Source organism: Mangrovivirga cuniculi (assembly GCF_005166025.1).
Classification (GTDB): Bacteria; Bacteroidota; Bacteroidia; order Cytophagales; family Cyclobacteriaceae; genus Mangrovivirga; species Mangrovivirga cuniculi.
The window spans coordinates 4,370,585-4,385,167 of record NZ_CP028923.1 but is presented as its reverse complement, the minus strand read 5'-3'; the positions used below and the strand labels follow the sequence as shown (position 1 = coordinate 4,385,167).

The 14,583-nt window shown below is 37.9% G+C and carries 9 protein-coding genes; all 9 read right to left on the bottom strand.

Features of this window, described 5'->3' with window-relative positions; genetic code table 11:
* Positions 1-3: 3 nt before the first annotated feature.
* Complete coding sequence (locus DCC35_RS19325) at positions 4-1,854, bottom strand: sodium:solute symporter family protein (RefSeq protein WP_137092355.1); 1,851 nt, start codon at positions 1,852-1,854, stop codon at positions 4-6.
* 7 nt (positions 1,855-1,861) lie between these two features.
* Positions 1,862-3,703: an FAD-dependent oxidoreductase gene (locus DCC35_RS19320; protein ID WP_137092354.1), complete on the bottom strand. Its 1,842-nt coding sequence runs from the start codon at positions 3,701-3,703 to the stop codon at positions 1,862-1,864.
* A gap of 124 nt (positions 3,704-3,827) precedes the next feature.
* Positions 3,828-4,919, bottom strand: coding sequence for an SGNH/GDSL hydrolase family protein (locus DCC35_RS19315; protein ID WP_137092353.1), 1,092 nt, complete (start codon positions 4,917-4,919; stop codon positions 3,828-3,830).
* Entirely contained in the window at positions 4,916-7,183 is a 2,268-nt protein-coding gene (locus DCC35_RS19310; protein WP_137092352.1) for a GH92 family glycosyl hydrolase, read from the bottom strand. The genes DCC35_RS19315 and DCC35_RS19310 overlap by 4 nt, the downstream gene beginning before the upstream one ends.
* 22 nt (positions 7,184-7,205) lie before the next feature.
* Positions 7,206-8,900 (bottom strand): family 10 glycosylhydrolase, encoded by a 1,695-nt coding sequence (locus DCC35_RS19305; protein ID WP_137092351.1) that lies wholly within the window; start codon positions 8,898-8,900, stop codon positions 7,206-7,208.
* A 30-nt stretch (positions 8,901-8,930) separates the two neighbouring features.
* Positions 8,931-10,124: a glycoside hydrolase family 10 protein gene (locus tag DCC35_RS19300; protein WP_246070090.1), complete on the bottom strand. Its 1,194-nt coding sequence runs from the start codon at positions 10,122-10,124 to the stop codon at positions 8,931-8,933.
* 11 nt (positions 10,125-10,135) lie between these two features.
* Positions 10,136-11,530 (bottom strand): DUF5018 domain-containing protein, encoded by a 1,395-nt coding sequence (locus DCC35_RS19295; protein WP_137092350.1) that lies wholly within the window; start codon positions 11,528-11,530, stop codon positions 10,136-10,138.
* Between the two features lie 68 nt (positions 11,531-11,598).
* Positions 11,599-12,993: a DUF5018 domain-containing protein gene (locus tag DCC35_RS19290; protein WP_137092349.1), complete on the bottom strand. Its 1,395-nt coding sequence runs from the start codon at positions 12,991-12,993 to the stop codon at positions 11,599-11,601.
* A 51-nt stretch (positions 12,994-13,044) separates the two neighbouring features.
* Positions 13,045-14,583, bottom strand: a complete 1,539-nt coding sequence (locus DCC35_RS19285) for a SusD/RagB family nutrient-binding outer membrane lipoprotein (RefSeq protein WP_137092348.1) — start codon at positions 14,581-14,583, stop codon at positions 13,045-13,047.

Genomic DNA, 14,583 nt, shown 5'->3' with positions numbered 1-14,583 from the left:
TCTTTACGATTTTATATATTCTTCATCATCCACATCTTTCAATTTGTCCCACCAGTTCTTTTTAAGGATCCATGTTGTAACAATAAAGATGATCACCCATACTAATGCTTTATAGTTTTCCCTGATAATGAAATATATCGGCAATACAACCTGTGCCATCTGCCATACTATCCCAACCAAAATATTTACAGCATCACGCTTCAGGTTTTTATTCGGTTCAAAATCCGGGTTTTCAGCCATAACCTCCTTTTTTATAGGACCCCAGAAACCCCATGGTTTAGTTCTCCTGTAATATTCTTTAACAGCTTCCCGGTTTTCAAGGGGTTTCATATAGGTGCCGATAATTGCACCGAGCAATGAAAAGGCAAAAATTATTGGAAATACATAAATGTCTACGATTTCAGGAAATACAAATAGTTTGACTGTACTGGCTATTAATCCAAATAGCATTCCCCAGAAATAGCCATATCCTGTAAATCTCCACCATATCCATTTAAGCATATTCGCTGCTACATATCCGCCATAAAGTGCAGAAGTTATCCAAAGAGTTAACTCATTAAGTGAGTTTACATTAAAGCCAAATACAATCCCTATTGTTGCCAGCAGTATTGAAGAAAGAATACTTAGTCTGACATACTTTTTGTCGGAGGCATTTGGATTGATATATTTCTTATAGATATCGTTAACGATATAAGCAGGTGCTGAATTGATGAAGGCAGAAAAAGTACCCATAAAAGCAGATAAAAAACCAGCAAGGAGCAATCCCTTAAATCCATCAGGTACGAATTTGTTAATTGCAAGGGGCAAAGTTCGCTCAAAGTCGATGTTTCCACCCATTGCTTTAAATTCTGGTGCCAGATGAACAAGCGCGAGTACGGCAAATCCTGCAATCATCAGATATCGGGGGATATACATTACCCAGATGGTTGTAAAACTCATTTTTGCTGCTTCAGAAGGCTTTCTTGCAGATAACACTCGTTGCATATCATAGCTCGGGACTGGTCCTGCGATAGAAGAAAATATACCTTTAAAGAGCATCATCATGAAAAGGGTTCCAAACATTGAAAACCCATCACTTTCAATTTTTTTATTGACATCGGGAAGGTTTGTATTGCTCCAGTCGAGATCAAGTTCCCATCCAAATAGTAAGTCTTTCCACCCGGGAGGAACAGCAGCATCTATTTCAGCTCCGGTTACTGTGGTATATCCTATATATCCCACGACAAAGCAGGATACCGTCATTATAAGAAATTGAAGAATCTCTGTTGCAACCACGCTGTACATACCGCCCTTCACCGTATATAGAGTTGTGACTGAACAGACAATTAATCCATATGACTGCTCAGAGGATATCTCAAATCCATTAATTGAAAATGCAAGGTCCCAGGGAAGAATAGCTGTGCAGAACTTTCCAATTCCCTCAAAGAAATAGGCCATAAACCCAATTACTGAAACAACCGCAAAGATAACTATTATAATATGTGAAAGTCTGGAACCTTCGCCGTCGCCGAATCTGAAGGTAATCCATTGAGCTCCGGTCATCACATTAGAGCGCCTTAACCAAATGGCCAGGAAGACAAAAATGAATACCTGGTTCCAAACCGGCCAGAGCCATGGAATCCAGGCACTTTTAAGTCCATAAACAAATAAGATACTGACGGTCCACATTGTACCGGAAATGTCGAACATCCCGGAAGCATTACTTAGCCCGAGATAATACCATTTGAGTTTATTTCCACCTAAAAAATAGGATTGCAGGTCTGTGGATGCTTTTTTGGATATATAGAATCCAAGAAATACAATGCCAGCGATGTAAGTGAAAATTATTACTATGTCTATCAGACTTAATGACATGAAAAAATTAGTTATTTGGGTTTATTTTACCTTTAAAATCTATTTCTATATTAAAAGGATCCAGATAATGATTGATTATTAATGCTACTTCCAATCGTGTCAGGACTGAGTTATTTTTTAAATCTTTTACTTCCTCAGGTAATGTGGTTGATTCGATGTCACTATCAATTAATTTCATCCATTCAATCAACTTTCCAAGGGTAATTAATTCACCTGATCCATGTTCGCTATGAAGTTGTGGATAGATATCCTTCAATCCGATCAATAGTTTGTATTGACTGATTGGTTGGTCAGGATAAAACCATGTCTGATTAGCCCATTTGTAAGGGATTCCGGTTCCTCGAAGGATTCCAGTTGCCCCGATTTTCTGAATTAATTCAAAGTGAGGATTTTCTGGCTTGATATCATAATAAGGAATAATATATGCTGAAGAGTTCACAAGCAGTTCCTGAACTTTTCTGATATTTATTTCCTTTGTAGAGACTCCATTTTGTATAGCAATTGTAGCAATTGCCCCTGCTGCCTGTCCAATTCCCAATACTACAGGTTGAAGCCTGGTTGCTCCGTTTGCAATATTAGATACACTGATACTTTTTTCTGCTATTATAATATTGTCATGTGTCTCAGGTATTAATGCGCCAATTGGTACATTATAGGAGGGTATTTTATAATTGATAAAATCTATTTCCGGGGCATTATCGTTTTTGTCATGATGATGATCGATCGGATAATCACCTACAGCAATTCCTGTACGGTATAAAGGTTTATCCTGGTCGAAGGGCGATTTCATATGTTCTGCGGTTAACCTTACCTTACCATGTATTCTTCTCGATTCGCGATGGTATGGTATCATTGGCAGATCATCTTTAGTAGGGTACTCGTTTTTAGCTAAACCGAGATTTCTAAAACCTAATTCGTCCTGAATGAAATATATGAACCTTAAGGTTTGCTGTTTAGCCTCTTCATATAGAACTTCTCTTTTTTCAGTTCCTTCTTCAATTAAATTTAGGTAATAATCATTCCCGCAGTTTGGCCAGTTGATCATATATTTATTATTGGGCAATCTGCCATATTGAAGCATTGTCCAGCAGCTAGACCCTTTAGCTGTGGTTCCTTTAGGGTCATTAATATCACAGGCACATTCAAATTCAGCAGGGGAGTAGTTTACTGGCATTTTAATGGTCATGTCTTTTCCTTCACCATAATCTTTAAGGGTGGCAACATAAGTCAGATCCTGGATGATATTATTTGATTCGGCCGGAGCGATAGATTCAGCGGTCATTTCTTTAGAATCCATTCCAATACTGTAAGGTATTTTTAGAGCAGCAGCTACATCACCCAACTCGGTTCCATCAATGACAATTTGCGCAGTTATTTGAATTTCTTTCCGGCCTTTTTTTGCTGTTACTATCCATTCCTCACCTTCACGTCGAATGTTTTTAAATTCAGTTTCAAACATGATCTTTAGATCAGGATTGCCAGCCATTTTCTGAAGTATTTCATTTCCAACTGAGGGTTCAAAAAGGGTGTTGCTAACCCAGCCAGTTTCGACTGCTTTCGGTCCCCCGTAATAATCGTATAATTCACTTCTGAATTCTCCCCATATTCCTGAGGGCATATTGTGATTACCATCAATGGCAGATACACCTGCTGCAGTTAACATTCCCCCTAGCCATGGAGTCTTTTCAATAATTATGGTATTTATGCCTGATCGGGATGCCTGGATAGCTGCTGCAGTTCCACTTGCTCCCCCTCCGATCACCAATAGTTGTGCGGAACTAGTCTGGGACCGGAGGGAAAAACAAGCTAAAAAACAACAAACCCAAATAAAATATGAATTCACCTTCATTAACCTTAATCTTTCTATATTTGAAATTAATAAAAAATTAAATAAATACCCTATCTTTTTAAAATAAATTATAAAGTTTTGAATACTTAAATTTTAGTTTTATTATATATTTTATTTACTTGACTTATTTTAATATTTTATTGACTTTATTAATTATTGTGGCCGCCATCCTTTTATGAGCTTTATAATCTGGATGAGCATCACAACCGCTACCTGCGTCATCGAAATTTTCTATTATTAATACGGAGGTTTTCCAGTTCTTAATCTTTGCCTGTTCATTTATCTCATCTAAATATTCAGACAGTTTACTAAATGCCGGGAAGTTTTCTCTGTCTTTAATAGTAGGGCCACCTAGTAATAATATATTTGTTCCCGGATACCGACTATTTACTCTTTTTATAAAGCTCAAATATGCTTTAATCCAGTTTTCTTTATCAGGTATCGAATGAGCAAAGTCATTAGTACCTAGGTGAATAAAAACTATATCAGGTTGATATTCCGTGCCAACCTTTTTTTTAAACCCGGAATGTGGTACAGCATGAGGATATAGTTCAGTCATATTACCACTGGTTGATTTATCATAATTCGTAACTAATCCTCTACCAGACCAGGCATAGACATTCAGACTGGCACCTAACTTTTTCGAAACCAAAAAGGCATAAGATTTAGTGAAATCCTGTGTTTCAGGAGAAAACCCACAAGGCGTGTTTTCAGGAATATTCCCATAACCTGAAGTTATTGAATTGCCTATTACTTCTATCTTAACTTTTTCGGGTACATCAGATTTATTAATCTTTCCTGATGTTTTAATCCCAATAAATTCAGTGGTCGAAACCCTAGGCTCATTAATTCTACGTATTTCTATATGTTTATCTCCTTCAGGTAGCTCAATTTTGTAACTGGTTTTATTTTCAGCGGACTCAAAATACTGATTGACCACACCATCTATTATTACAGCATAATGGCCATGCATTAATTTCCCGGAACTGCTTTGTCCGGATGAGTGATCAGCCAAAATTATTTCTAAGTTTTTGCCGTCAGAATTAAATTCAACTCCTGAATTCGACCATGAAAAATATACATGTCCATCTGATCTGACTGTATTGTCAGAATAAATAAATACATGATCATCAGCCGGGTAAAAATTTGACTCAGACTGATTGTTTTTGCATCCAAAAAGAAAGATTAAAGGCAATATATATTTTGATTTAATCATCGTTTAGTCATTGAAGGAGGAAAGTTTTCCTTTTCTGTCGCCCAGTTTTTATTTGGTTTATTACTCATTACAAACTCAATACTTGACCCTTCCATGATTTCATCATGGGTAATGTATGATCGATCAAGAGGCTTACCATTCAGGAAAACTTTTTCCACATATATATTTTCAGCACTATTATTTGAAACATAGATATTAAATCGAGTATTTTTTGCTGTTTTTATAGTTGCATTATTGACTAGCGGGCTACCGATAATGTAATTACCATCAGCTGGATTAACAGGGTAAAAACCCAGTGCTGAAAAAATATACCAGGCAGACATCTGACCGCAGTCATCGTTTCCTGCAAGTCCATCGGGCCCTGTGGAATACATTTTTTTCATAATTTCACGAACTCTTTCCTGCGTTTTCCACGGCTTCCCAATATAATTATACAAGTATGCAATGTGATGACTTGGTTCATTGCCATGAGCATACTGACCTATTAATCCCGAAATATCGACAGAGACATTTTCTCCGGTCATTTCTGAGGTAACATTAAAAGTAGAATCCAGGTGCTTTTCAAATTTCTCATTACTTCCAAAAAGATTAATCAATCCCTGTACGTCATGAGGGACGAACCAGCTATGTTGCCAGGCCGTTCCTTCGATATAAATACCTTCAAATCCATGTTCAGAATAGAAAGGGTCGAAAGGTGAGACCCAACTGCCATCGCTATTCTTACCCCGCATAAACAGAGTTTCCTCATCGAATAATTCTCGATAGCTAGTCGCACGTTGCATGAATTCATTATATATTTCTTCATTACCTAGATATCTGGCCACCTGAGCAATGCACCAGTCGTCATATGCATATTCCAGCGTCTTTGTTACCGACCAGCCGTCTTTGTCTGCGGGAACATAGCCGAATTCTCTATAGAAATCAGTCCCCCTGATATTTTGGTTGGCACTTGCCAGCATTGCCTCAAACGCCTTTTCCTTGTGTTCCGGAATGTGTCCTTTGAGGATAGCATCAGTTAATACGGGTATCGCATGATATCCCGTCATGGTATTTGTTTCGCTTCCTTCCAACGCCCAAACCGGCAAGAGCCCGTATTCATCATAAAAAGAAAGAATTGACATCAGAAAGTCATCAAGCTTTTCCTTTTGAGTGATTGTGAAAAGTGGGTGCACTGCTCTGAAGGTATCCCACAAAGAAAAAACGGTATATCTGTTAAATCCTTCGGCTTTCCAGATCTCATGATTAGCTCCTTTATATTCGTCATTCAGATCTGAATAAAGGTTAGGAGCAATCGTAGAATGATAAAGAGCAGAATAAAATATTTCATTTAATGAATCTGCATAAAGAGTTGCGTTTATTTTATTTAGTTCTTTTGACCAAAACCCTCTGGCTTTCTGTAAATAATTATCAAAAGATATCCCTCCACTATCTAATTGTATCTGCTTTAAGGCGCCTGCACGACTTGCTGATGAAATAGCAACCTTTAGTATTAGTGGTGAATTAGAAGGTTCGAATTGCAGGTAGGCGAGTACTTTTTTACCTTTTATCGTACGACCTGCTTTAATTATGCTACTATCAGCCAAAGCAGTATTGGAAAAAGGTTGTGAAAAAACTGCGGCAAAATAAACTTGTTGATTTTTAGCCCATCCCTCTGATTTTCTCAAGCCAACGATGGTAGAATCGTTAAGTATTTCTATTTCGGATCCTGTTGTTTTATCCCAATTGATAGCAAATCCAAGATCGAAATTGATTGCAGGGGTAGAATTTTCAGGGAAGGTGTATCGATGAATACCTAACCGGTCAGTGGCTGTCATTTCTGCTTTAATCCCATTGTTGAATGTAACTGAATAGTATCCGGGTTTTGCAGTTTCATTATCGTGAGAAAAATTTGCTTTTTGAGGAAAGATAGAATCCGATGCATATCGGGGCATTACAGAGATATCACAAAGATCCCCAATCCCTGTTCCACTCAGGTGAAGGTGGCTGAAGCCAGCTATAGTAGAATCGGAATAGTGATATCCGGAACACCAATCCCATCCTTCAGTTCCGTTATCCGGGCTGAGTTGTATCATCCCAAAAGGAGTGGTAGCCCCCGGATAGGTGTGGCCATGCCCACCTGTTCCGGTGAATACATTCACTCTTTCAATGGGCTCTACATTGTTTGAATTCGATTTTACCGGTTCCGAATTATTTTCAACAGTACATCCCACCGCCAGGGCGGTAAGGATGACTGATGAATATAGACTTAAAAATCTGTTCTTCATTTAAAGGTAAATCTGTCTTCAATTAGAAAGTTGGGAAATCAGCTGGTGCAGGATAAATTGCTCTAAAGAGATCTGGCTGAGCTAAAACCGCATTATAGAAAAACTGCACTTCTCCTTTTACTCCAGCTTCACGGTTAGCCATCACACATTGTACAAAGTATTCCGGATTTGGAGTGTAGCTACCCAGGAAGCTCAGCATGCCAGGGTAAAACTTATCAATATTTTCTTCTCCAACTCTGGCAATCTGGTCAGTTAACAGGCCTCTGTAAACTCCCAGACCCTGATCATCCCGTCGATATAATTGAGGACTTACAATATCGGTATAACCACCTTTTACCCAAGTACCGTAATCTTGCAGATATTCTCTTAATCCAAAAGTTAACGGGCTCGGTGAACTGGCAACAATACAATTTGGATTTGCTGCTTTTATTTGATCATATAGATTACTCCAGTAATTACTTAATATATCAGCTCTCCATTGAACCCAGTTTCCATCCTGATAATCCTGAGGTGGTGCTGCGCCATCATGTTGAGATTTGTACAGTTCGACTGTGTAGTCATCATATCCGCCTTCAGTTGGCATGGCTGGTAAACGGTCGTCACCTTGAATTCCATCGATGTCAGGATAATTGTTAACAACTTCCATAACTAAAGAATTCATGAAACTTTGTACTTCAGGATCAATAGAATTCATCCAGTGAAAACCATTTTTCACGACTGGTTCACCATTACTATTAATTGCAGCCCATTCTGGTTTGAGATCTAAAATAGGACCTGGACTACCGTTATTAGCAGCAAATCCATATTCAAACCATGCAAAAACCTTAATTCCTTTTGCATGCGCTGCATCTATCATTTCTCTTAGTGGATCCCTTCCTTCCAAGTAAGAAAAAATCCTTGTGCCGGTGAAATTTTCCATTACATCAGAAGGATAGGTAGTTTGTGCTTTATTCCATGTTACCATGAAAATTGTATTGAAATTTAATTCAGCCAGACGATCTACAGCATCCTGAATATTTTCCTGAGATAGTAAAACATCACTATCTACATTTGTTATCCAAACGCCTCTAACAGCGGCTTCATCTGGTAATTCATTAATGGTAACTGTATAAGTTTCAGTTGTGCTTCCATTCGGAGCTGTGACGGTGTAATCAACCGGGCTACTAAAATCCTGTGCTGTGCCGGATGCAGGAGATAAAGTTGATCCTCCTTCCGCAGTAACAATAGTAGGAGTTAACGAAGTTAAATCGGTGCCAAAAGGAACTGTTAATGATATAGAATTAGTACTCTGGTCAATATCTGCTGAAAGAAATAAATCTTCAAACTTAAATGATGCAATTGAAGCGTCATTGCTAACCCCTTCATTGACAAATACCGTATATAACTTCTTTGCTCCACTTTGAGCAGTTACAGTATAAATCACATAATTTGTAAAATCTTGAGCCAGACCTGATTCAGGACTGATCGTTGCATTTTCCGGTATCTCTATGGTAGGGGCCAGGGCAGTGACATCAGTACCAAACGGAACGGTAAGGTTAATTACCGATTGCTCATTATCTATATTTCCAACCGATATTGGATTTAATCCTTCAAAAGCGAAATAAGAAATTTCTCTTTCATCACTTAATGCTGGTTCATCATCATCACTACATGAAACAAGGATGATAGAAAATACCATAAATAGCAATCCGAATTGTTTTGCGAATTTCAACTTCATTATTTTAAAATTTTATACCTGTAATCGCTTTTATTTAATTTTATTGTATTCAGGAAAATCAACTGGTTCTCCATATTTGGATTTAAAATATTCCTTATATTTTTTTATGCCCTCATAAAAGAAAAAAACTTCACCATTAACATTTTTTTTCCTGTTATAATTAATCATACTATCCAGAAACTGTTGATCGGGATTAAATTCGTTTACCTGTAAAAGTACCCCTGGATAGAAACCTTTATTGTCAAACTGTCCAAGTTGTTTTTCAAGGATGTTATCCATTTCTTTTTTATATGACTTAAAATCGTAGCGGTAAACTTGTGGGATAATTAAATCGACCACACCCATATTTAACCATGTGGGCCAATCCTGTAAATAATTTTCTTCACTCCAGGGATAAATGCTTGGAGCCATAGAAATTATTAGCTCGGGATCTTTGATTTTCAATTCGTCAACTAAATTTTTTAAAAATATATTTAGTTTGTTAGATCTCCATTTGACCCATTCGTAATCTTTCTCATTCGATGGTGGCTTATTTCCATTATGTTCACTCTTGTAAAGTTCGACTGTATATTCCGAATAACCACCGTTTGAAGGAAGGGCGGGAAGTCTGTCATCTCCCTGGATTCCATCGATATCATAGTTTTCGACTGTTTCAACTATTAAATCGGTAATAAAATCCTGAACCTCGGGATGAAAAGCGTTCATCCACTGAAATTTATTTTTTGAGGTGATCATCCCATTTTTATCCAGGGATGCCCAGTGTGGTTTCGCTTTTATTAAAGGACCTCCGGTAGGATCGTCGTAAGAAGAAGCAAAACCAAATTCGAACCAGGCAAATACCTTAATATCGTATTTCTTTGCCGCCTCAATTACTTCTGCCAAAGGGTCTCTTCCCTGGAAGCGATCCGATATTTTTTTACCGGTAACTCTTTCCAGCACTCTACTTGGATAGATTGTATGAGCTCGATTCCAGGTAACCACAAAGATTGTATTAAACCCTAGTTTATCACAAAGTGCCACTGCCTCTTTAATGTTCTCCTTGGAATCGAGAACTTCACTGGCCACATTAGTTAACCAAACACCGCGAACTGCTTCTACCTCTGGTGTTATGGTAGTATCAGATACCTGCTGATCACTGTTGTTAGAATTTTCAGTGGTATCACAGGCAATAAGGGTCATTATTCCTGAAATTATCAGGAGTTTATATATAGATCTTTTTTGCATTAATTTTTCTTTTACTGCAATTCTGTCGAAAGTTCAAATTTGGCTAGTGCCTGGTTAGTAATCAGGCAATAAACTTCAACTTTGTTTGAGTTTACGATATTAATTGTGACAGCTCCACTGGCATTTACATTTGCAATTTCACCGCTCATAAAAGATTGACTTAAGATTACTTCCTCGGTTGTAACATTCTCAATACCTTCAGTAATATCTATAATGAGTAAACGACTTTCTACACTACTTCTAGGAAATACAGTGGCTAATACTGTTTTTTCTGCAAATTCAAATATTTCAAAATAACTGTTGAATCCATCATACAAGGATCTACCAGTATTTGGAATTCTTGCTACAAATGTTCCATCTAGCGTAGCTTTAGTAAAGTCTATATCGTTGGCGTTAACGTATAAAAATTCACTATCGACATTTAGCATATTAGCATGAGGCCTTGAGCCAAATTTTGTAAGTGAAGGAACTCCTCCAACTGTTATGAGTTCAGGCTCTTCATTAAGGACACCATTCGAAACAGTCCATTTGAATACAAGAGCTCCTCGACCAGTAGGATTAAGGAATTTTCGTCCATATGCTGTAAGGATAACTGCATCACCATTGATATCACCAATCACAGAAAATGAATCACCCATGCGGTATTCAGTATTTGTATAGCTCAGCCAAACCTCAGGAGTTGACGTTTCATTATTCCATTTATATATTTTGAATGTAGTTGGGGCTCCTCCTTCATCACTAGTCCATTCAACGGTATTACAAGCTAAAATTGTACCATCAGCACTGACTTCTACGTCAGCAATTTTAGGTTGTCCCCCTTCGACTCCTGTCATATCCAGTTGGCCAAGAGCTGATCCATTTGATGGATCAAGAATTAATATTTTATCATTATTGTTAGTTACGTAAAGATGGTCGTTTCCGTATGCTAATCCTCTTTCTCCATCTACAGTGAAAAAATCTGGTACACCTGATCCTGCAGGTGATAAATTCCATAATGGAGAGCTTAATACAAGTTTTGGTTTTTCTTCAGGGTCTGCCAGGCTAAGTGCTACCTTCCACTCCTGAACATCACCATTTTCGGCTGTAACAAAGTAGCTGGCTGTATCAGTGAAATCTACCGGAGTTCCACTAGGCGGGGATATTGTCGCCCTTTCTGATATTTCAATTGTTGGGGAGAGTTGTGTTAAATCTGATTCAAAAGGAACGGTTGCTGTTACCAGATGTTCCATTTCATTAATGTTTCCCTCTATGGCAGGTTCAAGATCTTCAAATACAAATGATGTTATGTCAGTCCGTTTACTTTCAAAAGGACCTTCGTTAAATTCGCGTTCATCATCGCAGGAAAATAAAAAAGTTCCAGCTATACAAAGCGTTAAAACATTTCTCAGAGCAATTGAAATATTCATTTTTTATTTGGGGATTAATTAAATAGATTATAATTGGCTGCAGAATAAATCTGCAGCCAATTTTAATTTTATTGATCGATTGTTACATCAAATGCAGCAACACCAAAGTTGGTGATCATTGCATATACAGTAGCTGTTGAACCGTTAACAATAACATCAACACCTCCTGTACCATTAAAGTTGGTATCAATATTTCCTTCTGGTGTAAATGCATATCTGGTTACATTATCTGCGGTTATGTTTTCCCATCCGTCAGTATAATCAATAATGTATAACCAACCTGCATCTGCAGCATTAGCAGTGAAATCAGTAGCTGTAGTTGCAATTAGCTTTCTACCATCTAGTTCAAATGGATGAATGTCTAAAGCAAATGCAAATAATGGAGCATTTTCGCCATCATTTAGTGATTCAGGAAGTTGTCCAACAAGTGATCCGGTAGAAGTATACTCTCTGATTCCAACACCTGTACCAGTAACGATTAAGTTAGCATCAGCGTCTGCAGAAAGCGGTTGAACATCAGGAGCATTACCCATATTAGTAATTCCATCCAATACAATCATTTCAGGAGTATTATTAGCTTCACCGTTAGAGATAGAGAATTTTAGAACTTCGTTTGATTCTGTTCCGAATCCTGAACCAGGAACATAAACATACGCATCAGTAGTGATATCTCCTGCAACGGCAAGGTTTTCACCCAGACGATAACCTTCCGGAGTTGGGTAATTAATTAATAATTCCTGCTCAGCATCTTTGTTGTCCCACTTGTATACATACCAAGGGAATTGATCTGCGCTACCAACTCGTAAATTTGAAGCCAAAATTTTTCCTTGTGAATCAACATCCATTCCTAATAAGAAAAGATTGCCTGAAGCATAATTTTCTTTTCCATCGATATAATCTACTGTATCTCTTACCATGACATCAGTTCCATCAGTGATGTCCAGCACGCGAATTTTGTCATTATTGTTATGTACATATACGTAGTCACCAGATGCAGCGATGTCTCTGTCATTATTAGCAGTAAACCATTCTGGTAAACCACCTGACGCAAGCGTTCTTTCCCATACAGGAGTGATTACAGAAGTAGGTATTGGAGCGACAGTAATAGTAGCTGTGTAATCCTGAGTTGTCCCATCTTCAGCGGTCACAGTAAATGTCACTGGATTAGTAAAATCAATAGTTGTTCCGGACGCTGGAGAAACAGACGCTGCATCAGAAACTTCAATTGTAGGGGTTAATGAAGTGATATCCGCATCGTAAGGAACTTCTGCAGTAATAGTCGTGCCAGATATCGTAGCAGAAACTGCCGGACTAAGATCGTTGAATACAAATGATGTAATATCATTCGAATCGTTTAATACCGGGTCATCATCGTCGTCACACGAAGTGAAGGTAAACAACATACCCGCTGTTAGTACCATAAGGTACCAAATAGGTTTTTTGAACAGATTTTTTGTCATCATGATTCTTAAAGGTTTATTTAAAAGTGTTTATAAATTGTTTATTTAGTTACTTTAATCAGCATCCCACCAGATGTGTGTGGTAGGTAAATCAGGACCTTGCCTCGAAATTGCTTCTTCATAATTTGTATTATTTAAAGCTTGTTCTTCAGCCGGGTAGCGAAGTCTTACCGGAACTTCTGTCCCACCAGTCTCACTAAGGCCATCGGTATTAGGAATTTCATTTAAAACGGGGTATCCAGTCCTTCTATATTCTGCATAAGGTTCAAATCCCTGGTTAATATAGCTTAGCCACTTTTGTGTGATTATTTGTTCAAGAGCAAAATTAGGATTATACGACACGCCTGCACCAGCAAGAAATGCTTCGATTTCAGCGTTTGTAATATCTATTTCCGGTAAATTTTCTACATCACTCTGTGGAAGTCTTGTTTGAAGATCCTCATAAACTGATATCCAGAAATTGATGCTTGATGTAATTCCTTCTTCGTAAAATTCCTGAGTGTTTCCTGAGGTCCAGCCTCGCAATGCTGCTTCTGCCTGCAGGAATTGTACCTCTGAATAGCTCAGTAGTACAGAAGGTGCGCTAGGACTGGATACGATTAGTGATTCCCTGGAAAAATCGTCAACATTGAGTACGTTAATTTCTGATGGATTTAGCCCGTTTTGCAATCCTGTGTACTCACCGGTATTCTCTGCAGGAGCTATAAATAATTCCAGTCTTGGATCATTGTTTTCTTTTAGGTAATCAACAAGCGTATTGCTGGCCCTGTATTCATTAAAGCTTCTTATCAGACTCATTGGCTGAACGCTCTCGTCAAAGTTTCCGAAATCCCGGCCATATGGCATTATAGCTGATTCAGAATTTGAAGCGATTATATTGCCTTCTGCCAGAATTTCCGAGACGTGTTCTTCAGCAACTGCCGGAGCTACTTCTGATAATCTCATGGCCAATCTTAATCTTAAAGAATTGGCAAACTTTGCCCATAAATTAACATCCCCACCGTAGATCAGGTCTGCGCCGTCAAATGAATCTTTAGAAGGATCTAATAATGATTCTGCTTCCTTTAATTCATTTAACATATCAAGATAAATTTCTTCCTGGGGTGTGTATTCCGGGGTAGTGTTGCCTGTCCATGCTTCAAAATATGGGACATCTCCCCACAGGTCGGTTATTCTGTGAACCAGAAATGCTTTCCAGATTCTGGCAATATTTGTTTTATTGGATAGCGTTTCATCTTCTTCTGTCAGGTTGATCACCTGTTGTGTTTGCATTCCGTAATCGACATATGCTTCAGTCCAGTATGCAGTTAACCAATCATTTCTTGTGATGTATCTGTCTGTCTGAAAATAATCGACAGATGTAGCATAATATTGTATGTATTGATTTGTGTATAAATGTTGAGCACGTTGAAACTCGGTATATCTAAGAGCTCCATACACGGTTGCTCGTGTAAAAAGAAGATCTACATCAATTCTGTCTCCAGTGACAGCGTTGTCATTTTTGTTAAGCTCCTCGAAATCATCCGTACATGAAAACGTTACGGAGATAGCTAAGGATAAAAGAATAATATTTATATAATTAAGCTTTTTCAT

Coding starts and splice junctions, on each gene's coding strand:
- DCC35_RS19305 (WP_137092351.1), bottom strand. CDS start 8,900: ATGAAGTTGAAATTCGCAAAACAATTCGGATTGCTATTTATGGTATTT.
- DCC35_RS19315 (WP_137092353.1), bottom strand. CDS start 4,919: ATGATTAAATCAAAATATATATTGCCTTTAATCTTTCTTTTTGGATGC.
- DCC35_RS19285 (WP_137092348.1), bottom strand. CDS start 14,583: ATGAAAAAGCTTAATTATATAAATATTATTCTTTTATCCTTAGCTATC.
- DCC35_RS19325 (WP_137092355.1), bottom strand. CDS start 1,854: ATGTCATTAAGTCTGATAGACATAGTAATAATTTTCACTTACATCGCT.
- DCC35_RS19320 (WP_137092354.1), bottom strand. CDS start 3,703: ATGAAGGTGAATTCATATTTTATTTGGGTTTGTTGTTTTTTAGCTTGT.
- DCC35_RS19290 (WP_137092349.1), bottom strand. CDS start 12,993: ATGATGACAAAAAATCTGTTCAAAAAACCTATTTGGTACCTTATGGTA.
- DCC35_RS19295 (WP_137092350.1), bottom strand. CDS start 11,530: ATGAATATTTCAATTGCTCTGAGAAATGTTTTAACGCTTTGTATAGCT.
- DCC35_RS19310 (WP_137092352.1), bottom strand. CDS start 7,183: ATGAAGAACAGATTTTTAAGTCTATATTCATCAGTCATCCTTACCGCC.
- DCC35_RS19300 (WP_246070090.1), bottom strand. CDS start 10,124: ATGCAAAAAAGATCTATATATAAACTCCTGATAATTTCAGGAATAATG.